This is a genomic window from Pedobacter sp. ASV12 (assembly GCF_016429155.1).
GTDB lineage: Bacteria > Bacteroidota > Bacteroidia > Sphingobacteriales > Sphingobacteriaceae > Pedobacter.
In genome coordinates this window covers 1-19,163 of the sequence record NZ_JAELUC010000078.1, presented here as the reverse complement: position 1 = coordinate 19,163, position 19,163 = coordinate 1, and the positions used below count along the sequence as shown (strand labels likewise).

Below are 19,163 nucleotides of genomic sequence, written 5' to 3'. Positions count from 1 at the left end.
CCCCCCCCCCCCCCCCCCCCCCCCCCCCCCCCCCCCCCCCCCCCCCCCCCCCCCCCCCCCCCCCCCCCTCACCCCCCCCCCCCCCCCCCCCTCCCCCCCCACATGTCGTGGTTCGTCGGCAGCGTCAGATGTGTATAAGAGACAGACACTGTACCCCATGTGAATTGGAAAATTATGCACGATGTACGCAAAATAGCTGGTTACGATTGCCGCAAAGCCATCGGCGTCATTAACGATACCGTGTATGTGGTGGCTTTTTATACCGACGATATTTTGTTCAAAGGCGGTCCAGAAGGATTTACCGGTTTGCCGGGCATGATTTTGGGGTTAGCTATTCCACGTTACAATACCACCTGGTTTGCCACCAAGGTAGAAGCCGTAAATGTACCCGTGATGAGCATTACTGAGCCCAGCAAAGGCAAAAAAGCGGATAACGAAAAAGACTTCAAGAAACTGGTAGACCTTTATACCCGCTACGACGACAAGAAAAATCCGCGCAAGATAGAAGAAATCAAAAAGGAGATTTATGGATTGATCTTGTAGCTGATAAATAATTAGTCCATGGTCGATGGCCCCTAGTTGATAGTCTATGGTCGATGGTCCAGTTGTTAGGATTGAATTGACATAAACAGTAGGCTATTAACGTTCGTCGCTGGTCGGGATGTGTCATCCCGATTTTACTAGCTATGAATTTTCAATCCATGGTAAACAATTTAGCGTTTCAACATTCAGACGCTAAGCAATCACGAATTATTTGCGAGCACCTGACTTACAAGCAAATAATTTATTTACAATATTTGCGCTCCGAAATCAGAATTTTATGTACCTTTGTATCCCGTACAAAAACAATTAAAAAGGCCATAAAGCCCTATTAATTTCACAAATTCTCAAACATGACTAAGTATATTTTTGTTACGGGCGGTGTTACTTCCTCATTAGGTAAGGGCATCATCTCCGCTTCATTGGCCAAACTTTTACAAGCCAGAGGTTACCGGGTAACCATCCAAAAATTCGACCCTTACATCAACATCGATCCGGGTACATTGAACCCTTATGAGCACGGCGAGTGTTATGTAACCGAAGATGGTGCGGAAACAGACTTAGACTTAGGCCATTATGAGCGTTTCCTCAATACGCCTACCTCACAAGCCAACAACATCACCACTGGGCGCATTTACCAAAATGTGATCAACAAAGAACGTCAGGGTGATTATTTGGGCAAAACCGTACAGGTAGTGCCCCACATTACCGACGAGATTAAACGCAACATGCGCATATTGGGCGAAAGCGGCAATTACGACATTGTGATTACCGAACTTGGCGGTACCGTAGGCGACATCGAATCCTTGCCGTTTATCGAGGCTGTACGCCAGTTTAAATGGGAAGAAGGCTCTTCAAACGCCATCGTTATCCACCTCACCTTGATTCCGTTCCTGGCAGCTGCCGGCGAGCTTAAAACCAAGCCTACACAACACTCGGTTAAGGCCTTATTGGAATACGGAATTCAGCCGGATATCCTGGTTTGCCGTACCGAACACCACATCAGCGCCGATATCAGAAAAAAAATCGCTCTTTTCTGTAACGTTAACATCAATGCCGTCATCGAATCGATAGATGCATCCTCTATTTACAGCGTGCCTCTGTTGATGATGAAAGAACAACTGGACAAAACGGTATTGACCAAATTAAAGCTGCCTCAAAAGCACGAGCCCGACATGGAAAGCTGGAAAGATTTCCTAGGCCGCTTAAAAAATCCTACTGCCGAGGTAAGGATTGGACTGGTAGGTAAATACGTAGAACTACCTGATGCCTACAAATCAATCAGCGAGGCCTTTATTCATGCCGGCGCCAAAAACGAGTGCAAGGTGCGTGTAGAATTTATTCCTTCTGAAAGTATCTATCCAGAAAATGTAAAAGAAAAACTGGGCCACTTGCAAGGTGTATTGGTAGCTCCTGGATTTGGCAGCCGCGGTATTGAAGGCAAAATAGAAGCCATTAAATACGTTCGCGAAAACGAAATTCCTTTCTTTGGTATCTGCTTGGGCATGCAATGTGCCGTTATCGAGTACGGTCGACATGTATTGGGCCTAGAAAACGCCAACACCACCGAAATCGACGAAAACACCAAACATCCGGTCATCAACATGATGGAAGACCAAAAAAACATCACCACCAAAGGTGGCACCATGCGTTTGGGCGCCTATCCATGCGATATCAAAAAAGGCACCAAGGCCTACAACGCCTATGGCAAGCAGCACATTACCGAAAGACACAGACATCGTTACGAATTTAACAATGCTTACCTGAACCAATATGAAGATGCCGGAATGGTAGCTTCTGGCATCAATCCAGACAGCAATTTGGTAGAAATTATCGAACTTAAAAACCATCCTTTCTTTATCGGTGGACAGTTTCATCCAGAATTAAAGTCAACAGTTGCAAATCCTCACCCACTTTTTGTTAAATTTGTCGCCGCTGCAATGGAGCATGCCAAGAAAAAAGCAAATTAATACGTTTAAAACAACATAATGGATAGAAATACATTTACAGGTCTGTTCCTGATCATGGTAATTTTGGGAGCAGCTGTTTTTTTCATGAAGCCTAGTGAGGCCGAAATCAAGAAGGAAAGAGAAAAAATAACAGCAGACTCGCTCAAGAAAGTTGGCGCTAAGGCTGCTGCCCAAAATAAAGTCGAAACAAGTCCTGCAAAACCAGATTCGGCCGCGCTTAAAGGCCCGTTTGGCGCCAACATCAGTGGCACTGCCCAAACTTCGGTATTGGAAAACGAAAACTTGAAATTGACATTGACCAACTTGGGTGGTAAAATCCAGTCGGTAGAAATTAAAGGCGAACATACTTATGGTGGCAAGCCACTGATCCTATTTGATGGCAACGACAACAAATTCGGCCTTAACCTCAACATTGATGGCAAAATCGTAAACACCAACAATTTATATTTTACCGCTACACAAAACGCAGGCAACATCACCATGCGTGCCAACTATAGTGGCGACAAATACATCGAGTTCAGCTATAGCTTAAAGCCAAAAGGCAACAATGTAGACTTCAACATCAACCTCAACGGCTTAAACCAGGTAGTTCAAGGCAACAACATCAGCCTGAACTGGGAAGCTACTTTACTGGAGCAGGAAAAATCTGCCAAAAAAGAACAAGAGCATTCTGGCCCTTATTTCAAGTATGTAGAAAAAACGCCCGACCACCTGAGTTTGCACAAAGACGAGAAGCTTGAGCTGAAAGAAGGCAAAATCGAGTGGTTTTCATTCAAGGAGCACTTCTTCTCGGCTGTACTTATTCCACAAACAGCCTTCGAAAAAGGAAACCTAGAGGTGAAAGTAAGTACCGAGCCAGGAAAAATAAAATGGTACGGCGCCAATATGCAATTGCCTTTTAGTCAATTGGCCACCCAGAGCTATCCGATGACTTTCTATTTCGGCGACAACAAGTTCTCTACCCTAAAAGAACAAGGCCACGAATTGGAAAAACAAGTTGACATGGGCTACTGGCCATTAAAATACATCAACAGGTTTATTGTATTGCCGGTTTTCAACTTGCTGGAAAGTTTTGGCTGGGGCTACGGACTGATTATTTTGGTACTGACTATCCTGCTTAAGCTGGCCATGTCGCCATTAACCTACAAATCGTATATCTCGATGGCTAAAATGAGGATTTTGAAACCAGAAATGGACGAAATCAAAGCCAAAGTAGGCGAAGACAATCCTACCCTATTGCAACAGGAATACCTGAAGCTGTACAAAAAGGTAGGCGTAAATCCGTTGGGTGGTTGTTTGCCAATGTTGCTGCAGTTGCCTTTTGTAATGGCTTTCTTCTTCTTCTTCCCGAACCTGTTCGAATTGAGGGGCGAAAGCTTTTTATGGATGAAGGATCTTTCTACGTACGACGATTTCATCAAATTCGGCTTTAACGTGCCATTCATTGGCGACCACTTGAGCTTGATGTGTATCTTGATGACGATTTCGACACTGATCTATACCTACTTCAACAACCAGATTTCGGGTGCAACCGGTCAGATGAAATACATTGGCTACATTATGCCGATTATTTTCTTGGGCGTGTTGAACAGCTACCCATCAGGTTTGAACTATTATTATTTCTTGGCTAACATGTTAACCTTCTTGCAACAATTCTTGATCAGAAGAATGGTTAACGACGAAAAAATCCATGCTATTTTGCAGGAAAACAAAACAAAGCCTCAAGCCGAGAAGAAAAAATCTAAGTTCCAAGCTCGTTTAGACGAATACATGAGAGCACAGCAACAAGCGCAGGCTCAACAAAAAAACAAAAAATAAGCTTCATTATATTTAAAAAAAAGCATCCTCCGGGATGCTTTTTTTTTGTACTGGGCCATCAACCTCAAGTTAAAAACAACGATCGGTCAAAGGCTACCTGTCTTCAAACTGCCAAAAGCAAAAGGCGAAATTCGGCAGGTGTATGATTTTTTGTAAAATTTGACGTACAGATTCAATAATGTGCATAAATTTTACAATTTTTAAGTTTCGATAAGGCCAAACACCCTATAACTGATTTAAATTATGCAAAAAAAACTAACCTTACTTTTTTTATTGTTTGCCAGCGTGGCTTACGCCCAAAAAAGACCATTAGACCATTCGGTTTACGACACTTGGGAAAACATAGGTGCCAAACAGCTGACAAAAAATGGGCTGTGGGCTGCCTATAGCGTTAACCAACAAGAAGGCGACGCCAACCTCTACCTACAGGAAACCGTAACTGCACAAAAAATAAAAGTGCCAAGGGCAAGCTTTGCGCAGTTTAGTGCCGATTCTAAGTTTGCTGCTTTTGCCATCAAACCTTTTTTCAAGGATACCAGAATGGCAAAGATCAAAAAGAAAAAACCAGACGAAATGACCAAAGATACTTTGGGCATAGCCAACCTCACTACCTTGGCCGTAACCAAAATCCCTCGCGTTAAATCGTTCAAGTTTCCTGAAAATGGTGCTCCATTGTTGGCTTATAGCCTAGAAAAAGCACCCGACACCAGCAAAAAAGCCAAACCTGCCACACAGGGAGGCGAACCAAATAAAAATGACCAGGACTACTTTTTTGCTGACGACGAGCCTGCCGGAGGCGCGGCCAAAGAAGGTACCGACCTGATTGTCAAAAACCTGTCCACTGGACAAGAGCGCGTGTACAAGTTTGTAAGCGACTTCAGCTTTAGCAAAGACGGCAAACTATTGGTTTTTGCCTGTACCGGCTCCAAAAAAGAAAAAAATGCACCTCAGGGCGTGTTTTTGTTGAATACCGAAAAAGGCATTCTGAAAACCTTGGTTAAAGGCAAAGGCAACTTTAAAGGCTTTACTTTCGACGATGACAGTGAGCACTTGGCATTTTTAGGCGAAACTAGTCCAGAAAAAGCCGAAATCAAGGATTTCAATGTGTATTACAACTCGCTTACTTTAGATACCGCACAGATTTTGGTTGACGAAGACATGCCAGGCATGCCAGCTAAATTTGCCGTAAGTGGCGACAGCCGATTAAACTTCAGCAAAGACGGCAATAAATTGTTCTTCGGCATTGCACCAATCAAAAAACCAAAAGATACCACCTTGGTAGATTTCGAAAACGCGAAGCTCGATATCTGGGGCTACAAAGACGATTATTTGCAACCTATGCAGTTGAAAAACCTGGATAGAGACCTCAAGAAAAACTACCTGACCGTAATCGATATCTATAGCGCTGATGCCAAGATTGTGCCCTTAACCGACGTTAAATTACCAGATGCCAGCTTGGTTAAAGAAGGCGATGCCAATTTTGTATTGGCTTCTACAGATTATGGCAACCGCATTGCCTCGCAATGGACCGGCGGTTCGCAACGCGATTATTACCTGGTTGATACCAAAACAGGTGCGCGCAAAAAAATCCTGGAAGGCCTTAACGGCATTGCTGCTCCTTCGCCAGGCGGCAATTATATCCTTTATTTCGATAAGAAAACAGCGCTTTGGAACAGCTACCAAATTGCAACAGGCAAAACCGTGGCACTCAACGCCGGTATGACCGTTAAATTCTACGATGAAGATAACGATGTTCCAGATTTGCCAAACAGCTATGGCTCGGCCGGATGGCTGGAAGAAGACAAATTGGTGTATTTATACGATCGCTATGATATATGGGCGTTTTCTCCAGACGGAAAAACAGCGCCTAAAAACATTACCAATGGTTTTGGTCGCCAAAACAACATTACTTTCCGTGCCGAAAGGGTTGATCCAGAAGCCCGATTCTTTACCAAAAAAGATGTGCTGTGGTTAGATGCCTTTAACAATACCACTAAAGAAAATGGTTTTTACCGCAAAGCCATCAACAACGAGAAGGCACCAGAGTTGGTGGTGATGGCACCAGCCAAATACTCAAACCTGGTTAAAGCCAAAGATGCCGAGGTCTATATTTTCGACAAAGGCAGCTACGTAAACTCTCCTGATGTTTACATTTCTAAAGACCAGCTTAAAACCGCAACCAAGTTAAGCAACACCAACCCGCAACAGGCCAACTACAACTGGGGAACTGCCGAACTGGTTAAATGGACTACGCCAAAAGGCTATAAATCTGAAGGCATTCTGTATAAGCCAGAAAACTTCGATCCGAATAAAAAATATCCGATGATCGTTTATTTCTACGAAAAACTTTCTGACGGATTATATACCTACAATGCACCTTCGCCTACCCCATCGCGCTTAAACATTCCTTTCTTTGTAAGCAATGGCTACTTGGTTTTCGCACCAGACATCAGCTACGAGACGGGGCACCCGGGCAAATCGGCCGAAGAGTTCATCAACTCTGGCGTGGAGAGCCTAAAGAAAAATGCATGGGTTGACGGCAGCAAAATCGGTATTCAGGGTCAAAGCTGGGGCGGTTACCAAGTTGCCCATCTCATTACAGCTACCAACATGTATGCCGCGGCTTGGGCTGGTGCACCAGTAGTAAACATGACTTCTGCCTATGGTGGCATCCGTTGGGAAAGCGGCATGAACAGACAGTTCCAATACGAAAAAACGCAAAGCCGTATCGGTGCTACACTTTGGGAAAAACCAGAATTGTACATCGAGAACTCTCCGTTGTTCAATTTGCCAAAAGTAACTACACCGGTGGTCATCATGTCTAACGATGCCGATGGCGCCGTGCCATGGTACCAAGGCATTGAAATGTTTACCGGACTTAAGCGTTTGGGCAAACCAGCCTGGTTGTTAAACTACAACAACGAAGCCCACAACTTGGTACAACGCCAAAACAGAAAAGATATCCAAATTCGTGAGCAGCAATTTTTTGATTACTATTTAAAAGGTGCAAAAGCACCGGTATGGATGGTAAGCGGCATTCCTGCTACAGAAAAAGGAAAAACCTGGGGCTTTGAGCTAACCGACGAAAAACCTTAGTTCGGTTTTCGGCTAACATGAGTTCATCACCAATGAACCAATGAACTAATGAACCAAAAGAGGCAATCTTTAAAAAGGATTGCCTCTTTTTTATGTAATTTTGATTGAACGACCATGATAGCACCAATCCTCCAAAATTTCGATCAGTTTAAAGAAAACGAGTTGTCAAACCGCTTCTTCAAGCACAGCGATGTGAGCCGCTTGCTGACACAGCTGCCCCAGCAGTTTGCGCAAAAGCAAATTGGCCTTTCGGTGAAGGGCCTAAGCATTAACCATGTTACTTGGGGGTACGGACCGATTAAGGTCATGTTGTGGAGCCAAATGCACGGCGACGAAGCTACGGGTACCATGGCTTTGTTCGATTTGTTTAATTTCCTGCAAAGCGATAATCCTGTTGTACAACAGATTGCTGAAAATTGCCAACTGCATATCATCCCCATGGTTAATCCCGATGGCGCAGCAGCCTTTACCAGAAGAAATGCGCAGCAGATAGACATTAACCGCGATTTTTTAAAAGAAGCTACCGCCGAAGCCAAAATCCTGAAAACCTGCCAGGCTACAATCCAACCCCATTTTGGCTTTAACCTGCACGATCAGCTCACGCTGTGGAGCGTAAGCGGCAGCCTCAAGCCTGCAACCCTCTCTTTTTTGGCACCCGCTTTTGATCAAGAACTGAGCATTGACGAAACCCGGAAAAACGCCATGCTGGTGATTGCCGAAATGTACAAACACCTGGATCAAATTGTGCCTCGGCATATTGGCCTGTTTGATGATGAGTTTGAACCCCGTGCTTTTGGCGATAACTTCCAAAAACTGGGCACCTCAACCATTTTGATAGAAGCCGGAGGTTATAAGGACGATTTCGAAAAACAGGAAATCCGGAAATTCTATTTCGGGGCCATCCTCGCCGGTTTATCGGCCATAGCCAGTGGCGATTATCAAAAACAGGCGATCGACAACTATTTTGCCATCCCCAAAAACAACAAGCAGATTTTTCATATCCTCATCCATGCACTGATACTCGATGGAATTGAAGTGAGCATAGGCATTAATTACGACGAATGCCCGGCAAGTGATGGCCAAAGCACTGTGAAAACCTACAGCATCCAAGACATAGGCGATTTAAGCTACTGCGATGCCTATACTGTGTTTAACCAGCCTAACCTACAGTTACGGGGCGATGTGCGTTTATACGAAAATGCTTCGTTTCAATTGTTCGAAAATTCGACCTTGATCTTAGCTTTTACTGATGGAAAAATTCAACAAGCCTAGTTATTTGTACCACTTTTGTGCGATTTGCGTATTTATTTCAGATATTTCGGTAAAGTATCTAAATTTAACCACGCCGTTTATCAAAATGGCTAAACCTTAACAAACTAAACAAACAGATTAATGGCATTAAGCAGAATTTGGTCGGGATTTATCATTGTTGCCATTGTGGTGGCTTGCATCAAGTGTTTCTTTTTTGGACAAACCGAAATATTCAGCTGGATGGTAACCGGCAAAGCCGACGACCCGACCAACTTGACCAAAGTTGATGGCATCATTCCAACTTGTTGGACTGCCGTAGAGCTCTGTTTAAAGCTGATTGGCGTGCTTGCCCTTTTTATCGGCTTTATGAGCATTGCCGAGAAAGCGGGAGGCATCAGGTTGTTATCGAGGATTGTGGCACCATTCTTTTCGAAGCTTTTTCCAGAAATCCCGAAAGACCATCCTTCTATGGGGCACATGATCATGAATTTTTCGGCCAATTTGCTGGGCTTGGACAACGCCGCTACACCTTTCGGCCTAAAAGCCATGGCCAGTCTGCAAGAACTTAACCCGAATAAAGATGTGGCAAGCAATTCGCAAATCATGTTTTTGTGTTTGCATGCCGCCGGTTTAAACCTAATTCCGGTAAGCGTTATCGCCATACGGGCATCGCAAAATGCCAGTGATCCAACCGATATCTTCATTCCCTGCCTCATTGTAACCTTTATAGGCACTATGGCTGCCATGCTCATTGTTTCCTTTAAACAGAAAATCAATTTGCTGCAACCGGCCATTATTGCCTGGGTATTAGGCTTGTCGGTTATCATTGCCGCATTGGTATTGTACGTAGCTTCGCTGGATTCGACCGGCATCAAATCATTTTCGGGCATATTGAGCAATGGCATGATTTTGCTCATATTCTTGCTGATTGTACTTGGTGGTGTTTATAAAAAAATCGACATTTTCGATGCTTTCATCGAAGGTGCCAAAAATGGTTTTGACACTGCCATTAAAATCGTTCCTTACCTGGTGGGCATATTGGTTGCTGTAAGTATGCTGAGAACCAGTGGCACATTTGATGTAATTATGAATGGTATTACCCAATTTTTTGTTTGGGTGGGTGCTGATACCCGCTTTGTAAACGCCTTGCCTACAGCTTTGATCAGGCCTTTGAGTGGTGGTGCTGCCCGGGGCATGATGGTAGACACCATGACGGCCTATGGCGCCGATTCTTTTGCCAGCAAGCTTTCCGGCGTTTTTCAGGGCGCTTCTGACACTACTTTCTATGTCATAGCGGTTTACTTTGGCTCGGTGAGCATCAAAAATACCCGTTACGCAGTTGGTGCCATGTTGTTGGCCGATTTGGTTGGCGTTTGTACTGCAATAGGACTAGCTTATCTTTTCTTCGGGAATTTCAAGTAATTAAATATCAATCCTAAAAAAGCCGTTCTTGGTCGAGAACGGCTTTTTTAATTAGCATAAGACTTATAGACTATGGTCTATGGTCTTTATTCTTCGTTAGGGTTTATCCCACCATACCCTTGCATTCAGGTCGTCGGCACCGCCATAAGGAAAGCCACTTACCGCATTATTATAACTTGCTGTATTGATCGATCTTTCTTGTGTTGGATAACCTTCCCTCCTTGGGATCTGTATGCCGTTGTTGTTGGGTGCTGGTGCCAAAAAGTTCGGAAAACCGGTTCTCCTCCATTCGGCCCAGCCTTCGTAGCCATGTAAAAACAGATGTACCCAACGCTGGTTGCCTATTTTACGTAAGGCATCTGCTGGTGTATAAGCTACCTCGGCATTGGCCATATAGGCAGGCAGGGCACTGATATCGTTGTTGTTCCACTGGCGGATAGAAAACTCGATGGCTTTATCGTAATTGGCTTTGGCCGTTACATCGCTTCCGGTAATCCAGCCAATTTTAGCCGCTTCTGCCAAGGCAAACAGCGACTGCGCATAGCTAACCAACGTCACCGGCGAATTCTGTAAACGCAAATTGCTGCCCAGCAACGAATAGTTGTTAATAACCACGGTTACCGAGCCCGGCAAGCCATAATCAAGCCCTACATAGTTTCCGGCGCTGTTTTTATTGGCAAATACCGGCAAACGCGGATCGTTTACAGCCAACATATAATCTACCAGCGGTTTACTTACCGCGTACCAATTCCGGCCCAAGCGTGTAAACTGGTTGTACCAATAATTTTCGTTATTCTGGTCGGCCAAATGCGGATAAGCAAGGTTATCGGTATTGGCCGTCATCATACCATTGGTTACTGCCTTGTTAAATTCTGTGGCTCCCATTGCAGGGTCTACCTTGCTCAGGCGCAGCGCCATCAAGGCATGGATGGTATTGCCCAATCTTTTCCATTTGCCAACATCGCCACCATAGACGATATCGTTTTTGATATTGCCTCCGGCTACAATGGCGGCATTGGCTTCGTCCAATAAGGTAAACATACGGCTGTAAATGATTTGTTGCTTATCGTATTTAGGCGTGAAATTGGCATCTCCCTTTAAAGCTTCCGAATAAGGCAAATCGCCCCACCTATCGGTCATGTGCCAGAAAAAATAGGCCTTTAAAATCTTGGCCACCGCTATCTGGTTCACTACAGGGCCTTCGTTGGCATCTAAGGTAGTATTGTTGATTACATTTTCCAGATTCATCAGCGGACCGGTATATAGGCCAGAAAAATTAAAATTAACCGTTACGTACCTACTGTTGTCGGTAAACGAAGTATTGGAAAGGTACTGCGGATAATGTACGCCGTAAGGCGACGAACTGAGGCCGGGCAGGTAAAGCTCTGCATTGGCAATCAGCTGTGTTCCCGATGCCTTGGTTGGGCTATTGGGATCGGTATTGATGGATTTATCAAATTTTTCGCAGCTGCTCAGTGCCAAGGCCATTAACAAGCCGCTGCAAATTGATTTATAGCTATTTTTCATAAACTTAAAATTAGAAGGTAAGGTTAAGGTTAACACCGAAAGAACGTACGGTTTGCAGTTCTCCCTTTTCAATCCAGCTGATGGATGCGCTGCCCGACGATAGTTCGGACGGATCAACTCCTTTTGGCGCCTTTTGCCAAATCATAACCGGATTACGTGCAATGAAAGAAATTTTAGCTGTTTTAAAAGGTGTTTTGGCCAACAGTTGCGGTTCGAAATTATAGCCTACGCTTATTTCGCGCAGCTTGATGTAAGAAGCGCTATAAATCCATTCGTCGTAAATACGCGTGCCCAAATTGGTTCTGAAATAGGTTCTGGCATCCACATAAGCCGTTACTTCCTGTCCGGTTGCCTGCGAAATACCATTTATTTTTACGCCGCCTCCGGCAGCGATGGCATCGCGAACGTTAAAGCCTTTATCGTTAAGCGCTGCCGTTTCGAAAGCCTGGCCCGATTTGGCCGAAAGCATTTTAGACCAGCTGAAAAACTGTCCGCCTTTTTGGAAATCGATCATGGCGCCCAAATCAAACCTCCAGATCTTAAAGGTATTCTGAAAACCGCCGGTAAAATCAGGGATTACGCTACCAAAATCCTTCGCCGTATCAAACAAAGGCATATTATCGGTACCCAAAAGCACTTTTCCGGTTCCCGGATCGATTTTATAACCCGGCCCAACCAAATTGCCAAAAGACCTGCCCACGGTCGAATTGAGGTAAATGGTTTGGCTCGAATAAGTAGCCAAATCATTCTGTAATACATTAATTCCTGGATAAAGCTCTTCAATTTTGTTCTTGTTTCGAGCCAGGTTGATGCTGGTTTCCCAGGTAAAGAATTTCGATTGTATCGGGCGTCCGTTCAACGAAAGCTCAATACCTTTGTTCCTGATCAAGCCCGCATTAACCACGGTTTGATCGAAACCACTAGCTCCAGAAACAGACAGGTCGATAATCTGGTTTTTGTTGGCCTGGTTGTAATAAGTAAACTCCATGCCTAAGCGGTTGCTGAAAAACTTGAGGTCTAAACCCACTTCAAAAGAATTGGCAAAAGAGGGCTTGATTAAAGGGTTTTTAAGCTTATCGGGTACAAATAGCGTATTGATCGAACCTGAAGTAGAAGGATAATTGGCTCCTGGACTGTAGGTAAAGATAGTTTGATAAGGACTGAGGTCTGACCCTGCAATAGCATAGCTGGCCCTAAGCTTACCAAAGCTCAATGGCTTCCATTTGGCCAATTCGCTAAATACAAAACTTCCAGATACCGATGGGTACCAATACGAATTGTTGTTGTCGGGCAATGCCGAAGAAATATCGTTACGAATAGAGGCATCGATAAAATAAGTGTCTTTGTAGCCAAAAGATCCCATGGCATATATACTCCTTACCTGTTTCTGTCTGATAAACGAGGTGCTTACCGGACGATCGACAGAGGCCGCTGCCGAGTAAAATCCCGGGCTCGACAAGCCACCTACCGTAGCTTGGTACTGTTGCGAATATTTAAGGGTATACAAGTTCGCACCCAAATTTACATTCATCGAAAAATCATCGATGTTTTTGTTGTACTGCGCCAAAAACTCATAGTTGTTTTCGGTATTCTGGTATTTGCCTACCTGATAACCATCAACCAACCTGCCTCCCAAGGCCTCTTTGTGTGTGATATTTTGCGTATACATATCCGAACGCACAAAACCGCTCAGTTTCAATTCTGGCAAAACCTGATACGAAGCATTAACGTCGCCGAACAAACGGTCGCGGTCGTCGTTGTTCAATACTTCATAAGCATCAAAAAATGGGTTGTTCCAATCGCTTGGCCTGTTGTTGGTAATAATACCTGTAGTTGTATTCGGGTTAACGTTCCAGTTTAAAATGGTACCATCGGCATATTTGTAGTTGCGCAGCCTGTTGATGTCGATATTACGCTGAAACCATTGCGTAGCCCCCGTAAACGAGCCCTGGTAGCCTTGTGTAGGACGTTGGCCCTTGTTGTTGGCATAATTGACATTGGCGCCTACGCTAAATTTGTCCGTAACATTGAGGGACGAACTCAGGCTCAAATTATTTCGCTTCAGCCAGGTATTCGGAATTACTCCGTTGGTATAGGCGTTGTTATAGCTCAGCCTATAATTCATGTTTTCGTTGCCACCGGTAACCGAAATGCCATTGTTGATGTTCTGCCCGGTTTCATAAAAGTCCTTGATGTTGTTGGGTTGTGGCACAAAAGGCGTGAGCTGGCCAAATTCCGGATCTTGCGGATAGAAACTAAAAAACATGCGCACCGGTGTGCCGTCCATTTTTGGTCCCCAGCTTTCGTCGTTTCCGTTTACATATTTCTGGCCGTTCGACAGCGTTTGGAAGGTTTGGTTATTACCTACGCCGTATACATTTTGAAGGGGAAGAAAATTGGCGACTTTATCAACCGTAAAAGCAGAATTAACACTGATACTCACCTTTTTGGCTCCCTTGGCTCCTTTTTTGGTGGTAATTAAAATCACACCGTATTGGCCTCTGATTCCGTACAGTGCCGCGGCGGCCGGGCCTTTGAGGATACTGATATTGTCGATATCCTCTGGATTGATGTCTTGCGAAACGTTGCCATAATCAACGCCGTTGGCATCGCCGCCAAAATTGCTCTGGGCAATCGGCGTACCATCAACCACCATCAATGCCTGGCCGCCACCGGTAATAGAATTTACGCTCCTGATCTTGATTTTTTGCGTACCGCCCATATTCGCGCCCGACGAACCCGTCACCTGCACGCCGGCTACCTTTCCGGCCAGCGAGCCAATTACGTTCTGTTCCTTGGTCATGGTCAGGTTATCGCCTTTTACCTGTTGCGTGGCGTAACCTACCGATTTTTCGCTGCGCTTAATGCCCAGGGCAGTTACAACCACACCTTCGAGGGTTTGGGCACTGCCCACCATTGCCACATTAATTTCGGTGCGGTTGCCAATAACAATTTCCTGTGTTTCGAAACCGAGGTATTTAAAAATCAAGGTCGTACCCCCGGCGGGTACATTAACCACGAAGCCGCCATCGGGCTGGGTAGTTACGCCGGTGGCCGTGCCTTTTACCAGCACGCTTACCCCGGGAATTGGAGTGCCTCCTTCGCTATCGGTTACTTTGCCCTTTACGTTTTTTTGGGCATAGCTTACCAAAGCAAACAGCAAAAATCCAATGAGAAAAAGAATAGATTTTCTGTTCATAGTCTGTTAATTAAAGTTTAAGTTGTAAGGAAATTAAGAAATTCCATTAACTTAACCTCAAGCAACAGGCCTATTGAGAATCAAAACAAATCCAAATAATAGCCATAGTTTTGAGCCTAAGAAAAGCTCAAATGGCTGGTTTCTTCCTTCACGTCGATCTTATTGATGATTTGATCTAAAATGCTCTGGTCGAGGTTAGTGAATTTAGAAGAATACCATTTCGAAGTTTTATTGTCGAGCCAAACGCAGAACGAATGGCAATCTTCAAGAATAACGGCATAGGTTAAATGAAAATCGTCGTGGATTCTCATGCAAAAGCCTTTAAAGGTCTTGCCTTTAACATCAAACTGGAGGTTTAAATAATCGTTCAACATGGCTATATTTAGTTTAGGGATAACTGTACAACAAATCTACGACCTAAATGTTTAGCCAAAGTTAAATCTACGCTAAAAAACTGATTTACATTCGCTTAACCAATATTTAGCATATTGGAATAACCTTTGGCCATAAGGCGGTTTTTAGCAGGCAGCCATATTTCGCACTGCAGATTGATAATGGACCTGCCCTGTTTCACGATGGCTGTTTTGGCGGTCACGGTATCGCCTTCACTAGCGGGGGCAAAATAATCGATGCTGTTGTTAACAGTAGTATAACGATCATTGAGGCCTAAAATGTATACCGTAGCACCGATTAAATCGTCGATGATGCCTGCTGTAATACCGCCATGCAAAATACCGTAGGGATTAGTCATTTCCTTTCTTACCACATAGCTGCAATGCAGGCTGCCTTTTTCGGCGCTGATTAAGGTGGGCTTGAGCCAGTTCATAAAATGAGAGGGAGACTGGCTGATTTCTTTTCCGGTAAACGACTGAAATATCAATAATCGTTGCTGTGCTTCACTTTGTTTTTCCATTTATGCTATGTTTACGGTAAATTTAGGCATTAAACTACAAATATGAGCAGCGCGCAAATTACAGCCATCACCGAATTAGACCGATCAAAATATAAAACAAAGGTATTTTCTAACGGACACCTGATCTACGCCGACGAACCAGCCGAACTGGGCGGCACCGATGAGGGCATGCAACCGGGCGCCCTGCTTTTGGCTAGTTTGGGTAGCTGTACAGCCATTACCATCAGAATGTATGCCGACCGTAAGGAATTTCCTTTGGAAGCCATTAAAGTAGACCTGGCCATTTGCAAGGAAGAGCAGATGAGCCAAGAAACCACCATTAGCCGAAAAATAGAATTTACAGGCGCCTTAACGCATGAGCAAAGGGAACGCCTGATGCAAATTGCCGACAAATGCCCCATCCATAAGCTGTTAAGCAATCCTATCCGAATCTTAACCAGTTAAAAATTTTGTAGGCTGTAAAGTTGAATGTTGCAAAGTTCTCGCGCCAAACTGACGAAGCAGCCATTGGTGTTCTTCACCAACGACCAACCAACCAACCAACCAACCAACAATCGACTATACAGACTATCGATCTAGCCTTTCTTAAGCACCTCTGCAAACAACTGATACGACCTTAACCTTGCCTCATGATCGTAGATATGCGAGGTTACCATCACTTCGTCAATTTGGGTCTGGGCCAAAAACGATCGCATTTGCGTAGCCAAAGTTGCTGGTCCTCCGATAAAAGCGACTGCCAGCATCTGGTTTACGGCCTGTTCTTCCATCGGATCCCAGATGTCGTCCATAGTGGCTACCGGAGGTTGCAACAACCTGCGTTTTCCGGTTACGATACCCATAAACAATTGCTTTAACGAAGTAGATAAATATTCGGCTTCTTCATCGGTGGGTGCCGCGATTACATTCACGCAGGAGATCACATAAGGTTCTTTAAGCACAGCCGAAGGACGGAAATTCTGTTTGTAAAGCTGTAGCGCCTCCAAGAAATAAGTTGGCGCAAAATGACTGGCAAAGGCATATGGCAAGCCATAAGAAGCAGCCAAATGTGCGCTCTCGGTGCTCGAGCCCAAAATCCAAATCGGCACTTCTGTGCCCTCGCCAGGTATCGCGCGTACTTTGCTGTGGCTATTGGTGCTCGAAAGATATCTTTGCAGCTTCATCACGTCTTGCGGAAAATGATGTGGTGCCGCAAAACGTTCGCCCCTAATTTCCATCGAAGTCAGCTGATCGGTACCGGGTGCCCGGCCCAAGCCCAGGTCTATCCTATCGGGATAAAGCGTAGCCAGCGTTCCAAACTGTTCGGCCACAATCAATGGCGAATGGTTGGGCAGCATAATACCTCCAGAGCCTACCCTAATTGTATTGGTATGGCCAGCAATATGTCCGATCAGCACCGATGTTGCCGAGCTGGCCACACTGATCATATTATGATGTTCGGCCAGCCAATAGCGCATATAACCTAATTTTTCGGTATGTTGCGCCAGTTCAACGCTATTTTTAAAAGTATCGGCTATGGTTTTGCCTTCTACAACCGTCGCTAAATCCAAAACCGAAAAAGGAAGCTTTGCTAATTCTCTTGTACTCATATTCGTTTATTTAAATCACAACACATTAAAGTGATGTTGCAATCAACTGGCCCAAGGCCTTAATGGCAATTTCATTTCTTTGATAATAGGTCCACTGGCCTATGCGAGTAGCATTAACCAATCCAGCCCTTTGCAATACGGCCAAATATTCGGAAACGGTAGATTGGGTCAAACCGCTTTTACGCTGAATATGGCCCACGCAAACACCAACGCTGTTGTCGCCACAAGAGGCCTTGTAGTCGGGAAAATGCGTTTCGGGTTCTTTGAGCCAGTTCAATATCTGTAAACGGGCTTTGTTAGCAAGGGCTTTGAATATCTCTACCTGATCCATGGCACAAATATATATCGGGTTTTCTCGATATTTCTATTTAACCTGATTAGATGACAGGAATCTGATCAATATAGGCCTTAAACACAAAACCAAAGTTTAAATATCGATACCTTTAACTTATTTTTGCAGGGATGGAAAAAAACCAATACAGCATCTTCGAAAGCGAGCTTAGCGTTCGTCCAGACGACATTGACATGTTTAACCACGTGCACAACAGCAAATACCTCGATTACGTATTGGCGGCTCGTTACGAACAGATGGACCGTTTTTATGGCATGAGTTGGGAGAAATTTGCCGAGCAAGGTTATGGCTGGGTCGTAAGCAACGTAAATATTGCCTTTAAGCGTCCATTGGTGATGGGCGATAAAATGCTGATCAGAACCGGAATTCTCGAAATCAACGAAAAAGGCTGCAGCGTACAGTTCGAAATCGTTAACCAAAAAACAGGCAAGATAGCTTCAGATGGCGTTTTCGATTACGTAATGATCGATTTGACTACTCAACGCTCGCGCAAGGTAAATGAAGAAATGATTGCTGCCTACAGTATTTAAGCTATTTCGCGCAGATCTGTCCTGTTATATTTCCATACCAAACCCCAACTGCCCAAACCCAACAACAATAGGCTGAAAACTAGGCATTGGCCCGCCAGTATCACCCACATGCTGACAAAAAAGAAAAACAGCAAGCATTTGAGGTAATTGTCCATATTTGCTTTGAGCCAATAAACCAAGGCAAGCAGGCAGAGCATGGCACTCAAAAGGTAAAACAGAATGGCAAAACACTGTGCCCAATCGAACTTAACTAGCCAAACAAACAAGATCATTTCGGGCGATAACAGCAAACACATCACGCCAAGCCACTGCCCCAGCTTGCTAAAGGCACTAATAGGCAATCCTTTGGCAAAAGAAAGGTAATTGGCTTCAAATTTCACCAAATTGAGCAATACCACCGAATGACTCAGTACCACCGTCATAGCAGCAGTAAGGTAAACGCGGCTATCTGGACCTACATCGGCAAACATCCACAGCATGCCTTTTAAAAACACAAACGATACCACTTTGCACAAAACCAGCATGAGGCGTTGTTCGTTAAGCAGGTAAAACAACGGCCAGGTCCAAAAAGGCCTTTTAATCTTAAGCATGGGCAACTTTACCCACCTTTTGGTTATCCTAAAAGCATAATTATGGCGGTTAAAAGTGGAAAGAGCAAGGAGCAGCAACAGCAAGGGCAAGAATAGCGCAACAGCCATAAACGTTAAGTAATGGCCATAGCTTAACGCCATCAGTAACAAGAACAAAGCATAGCCTAAAATAGGCAAAAGCAACAAGACATACATTTTTAGCCAAACCCAAATCTGATTGTTTTTAGGCAATACGGTCAGGTTGCTGTCTCTTATACACATCTCCGAGCCCACGAGACAGTACTCATGATCGCGTATGCCGTCTTCTGCTTGAAAAGGGGGGGGGGGGGGGGGGGGGGGGGGGGGGGGGGGGGGGGGGGGGGGGGGGGG

14 protein-coding genes and 1 pseudogene are annotated in these 19,163 nt (G+C 44.7%); 8 read left to right on the top strand and 7 right to left on the bottom strand.

Going from position 1 to position 19,163, the window contains the following annotated elements; translation table 11 throughout:
* Nucleotides 1-153: 153 nt before the first annotated feature.
* The 6 genes and pseudogenes from JHD69_RS15770 to JHD69_RS15745 all read left to right on the top strand — a co-directional run.
* Nucleotides 154-543, top strand: a pseudogene (locus JHD69_RS15770) (GLPGLI family protein); the annotation flags it as partial.
* Nucleotides 544-893: 350 nt separating this feature from the next.
* Nucleotides 894-2,510 carry a CTP synthase gene (locus tag JHD69_RS15765; RefSeq protein ID WP_199141312.1) on the top strand — a complete coding sequence of 539 codons (1,617 nt, stop codon included), beginning with the start codon at nucleotides 894-896 and terminating at the stop codon, nucleotides 2,508-2,510.
* An 18-nt stretch (nucleotides 2,511-2,528) separates the two neighbouring features.
* On the top strand, nucleotides 2,529-4,328 hold the full coding sequence (gene yidC / locus JHD69_RS15760) for a membrane protein insertase YidC (protein ID WP_199141311.1): 1,800 nt from the start codon (nucleotides 2,529-2,531) through the stop codon (nucleotides 4,326-4,328).
* A gap of 243 nt (nucleotides 4,329-4,571) precedes the next feature.
* Nucleotides 4,572-7,424, top strand: a complete 2,853-nt coding sequence (locus JHD69_RS15755; RefSeq protein WP_199141310.1) for a S9 family peptidase — start codon at nucleotides 4,572-4,574, stop codon at nucleotides 7,422-7,424.
* Nucleotides 7,425-7,538: 114 nt separating this feature from the next.
* Nucleotides 7,539-8,696, top strand: coding sequence for a M14 family zinc carboxypeptidase (locus JHD69_RS15750; RefSeq protein ID WP_199141309.1), 1,158 nt, complete (start codon nucleotides 7,539-7,541; stop codon nucleotides 8,694-8,696).
* Nucleotides 8,697-8,816: 120 nt separating this feature from the next.
* Entirely contained in the window at nucleotides 8,817-10,097 is a 1,281-nt protein-coding gene (locus JHD69_RS15745) for a nucleoside recognition domain-containing protein (RefSeq protein ID WP_199141308.1), read from the top strand.
* 96 nt (nucleotides 10,098-10,193) lie between these two features.
* Here the strand turns inward: JHD69_RS15745 and JHD69_RS15740 are convergent, their stop codons facing one another.
* The 4 genes from JHD69_RS15740 to JHD69_RS15725 form a co-directional block, all read right to left on the bottom strand.
* Nucleotides 10,194-11,624, bottom strand: coding sequence for a SusD/RagB family nutrient-binding outer membrane lipoprotein (locus JHD69_RS15740; protein ID WP_199141307.1), 1,431 nt, complete (start codon nucleotides 11,622-11,624; stop codon nucleotides 10,194-10,196).
* Between the two features lie 10 nt (nucleotides 11,625-11,634).
* On the bottom strand, nucleotides 11,635-14,823 hold the full coding sequence (locus tag JHD69_RS15735) for a SusC/RagA family TonB-linked outer membrane protein (RefSeq protein WP_199141306.1): 3,189 nt from the start codon (nucleotides 14,821-14,823) through the stop codon (nucleotides 11,635-11,637).
* 116 nt (nucleotides 14,824-14,939) lie between these two features.
* Nucleotides 14,940-15,197, bottom strand: coding sequence for a hypothetical protein (locus tag JHD69_RS15730; RefSeq protein WP_233165964.1), 258 nt, complete (start codon nucleotides 15,195-15,197; stop codon nucleotides 14,940-14,942).
* A 95-nt stretch (nucleotides 15,198-15,292) separates the two neighbouring features.
* Nucleotides 15,293-15,736 (bottom strand): PaaI family thioesterase, encoded by a 444-nt coding sequence (locus tag JHD69_RS15725; RefSeq protein ID WP_199141304.1) that lies wholly within the window; start codon nucleotides 15,734-15,736, stop codon nucleotides 15,293-15,295.
* A 42-nt stretch (nucleotides 15,737-15,778) separates the two neighbouring features.
* On the opposite strand from JHD69_RS15725, the gene JHD69_RS15720 reads away from it, so the two are divergent.
* Nucleotides 15,779-16,180 (top strand): OsmC family protein, encoded by a 402-nt coding sequence (locus JHD69_RS15720; protein ID WP_199141303.1) that lies wholly within the window; start codon nucleotides 15,779-15,781, stop codon nucleotides 16,178-16,180.
* Between the two features lie 131 nt (nucleotides 16,181-16,311).
* On the opposite strand, the gene JHD69_RS15715 is transcribed toward JHD69_RS15720, so the two are convergent.
* Nucleotides 16,312-17,322: an LLM class flavin-dependent oxidoreductase gene (locus JHD69_RS15715; protein ID WP_199141302.1), complete on the bottom strand. Its 1,011-nt coding sequence runs from the start codon at nucleotides 17,320-17,322 to the stop codon at nucleotides 16,312-16,314.
* A gap of 25 nt (nucleotides 17,323-17,347) precedes the next feature.
* Nucleotides 17,348-17,653, bottom strand: coding sequence for an ArsR/SmtB family transcription factor (locus tag JHD69_RS15710; RefSeq protein WP_199141301.1), 306 nt, complete (start codon nucleotides 17,651-17,653; stop codon nucleotides 17,348-17,350).
* Nucleotides 17,654-17,784: 131 nt separating this feature from the next.
* Between JHD69_RS15710 and JHD69_RS15705 the strand changes: the two genes are divergently transcribed.
* Complete coding sequence (locus JHD69_RS15705) at nucleotides 17,785-18,204, top strand: acyl-CoA thioesterase (protein ID WP_199141300.1); 420 nt, start codon at nucleotides 17,785-17,787, stop codon at nucleotides 18,202-18,204.
* On the opposite strand, the gene JHD69_RS15700 is transcribed toward JHD69_RS15705, so the two are convergent.
* Nucleotides 18,201-19,163 (bottom strand): hypothetical protein (locus JHD69_RS15700; protein ID WP_199141299.1); only part of this gene is annotated, 963 nt, incomplete at its 5' end. The two genes, JHD69_RS15705 and JHD69_RS15700, sit on opposite strands and share 4 nt — an antisense overlap.

Excerpts from the sequence above, each read along its gene's own strand:
- JHD69_RS15715 (WP_199141302.1), bottom strand. The coding sequence starts at position 17,322 with ATGAGTACAAGAGAATTAGCAAAGCTTCCTTTTTCGGTTTTGGATTTA.
- JHD69_RS15765 (WP_199141312.1), top strand. The coding sequence starts at position 894 with ATGACTAAGTATATTTTTGTTACGGGCGGTGTTACTTCCTCATTAGGT.
- JHD69_RS15705 (WP_199141300.1), top strand. The coding sequence starts at position 17,785 with ATGGAAAAAAACCAATACAGCATCTTCGAAAGCGAGCTTAGCGTTCGT.
- JHD69_RS15740 (WP_199141307.1), bottom strand. The coding sequence starts at position 11,624 with ATGAAAAATAGCTATAAATCAATTTGCAGCGGCTTGTTAATGGCCTTG.
- JHD69_RS15750 (WP_199141309.1), top strand. The coding sequence starts at position 7,539 with ATGATAGCACCAATCCTCCAAAATTTCGATCAGTTTAAAGAAAACGAG.
- yidC (WP_199141311.1), top strand. The coding sequence starts at position 2,529 with ATGGATAGAAATACATTTACAGGTCTGTTCCTGATCATGGTAATTTTG.
- JHD69_RS15730 (WP_233165964.1), bottom strand. The coding sequence starts at position 15,197 with ATGTTGAACGATTATTTAAACCTCCAGTTTGATGTTAAAGGCAAGACC.
- JHD69_RS15735 (WP_199141306.1), bottom strand. The coding sequence starts at position 14,823 with ATGAACAGAAAATCTATTCTTTTTCTCATTGGATTTTTGCTGTTTGCT.
- JHD69_RS15720 (WP_199141303.1), top strand. The coding sequence starts at position 15,779 with ATGAGCAGCGCGCAAATTACAGCCATCACCGAATTAGACCGATCAAAA.
- JHD69_RS15745 (WP_199141308.1), top strand. The coding sequence starts at position 8,817 with ATGGCATTAAGCAGAATTTGGTCGGGATTTATCATTGTTGCCATTGTG.
- JHD69_RS15710 (WP_199141301.1), bottom strand. The coding sequence starts at position 17,653 with ATGGATCAGGTAGAGATATTCAAAGCCCTTGCTAACAAAGCCCGTTTA.
- JHD69_RS15725 (WP_199141304.1), bottom strand. The coding sequence starts at position 15,736 with ATGGAAAAACAAAGTGAAGCACAGCAACGATTATTGATATTTCAGTCG.
- JHD69_RS15755 (WP_199141310.1), top strand. The coding sequence starts at position 4,572 with ATGCAAAAAAAACTAACCTTACTTTTTTTATTGTTTGCCAGCGTGGCT.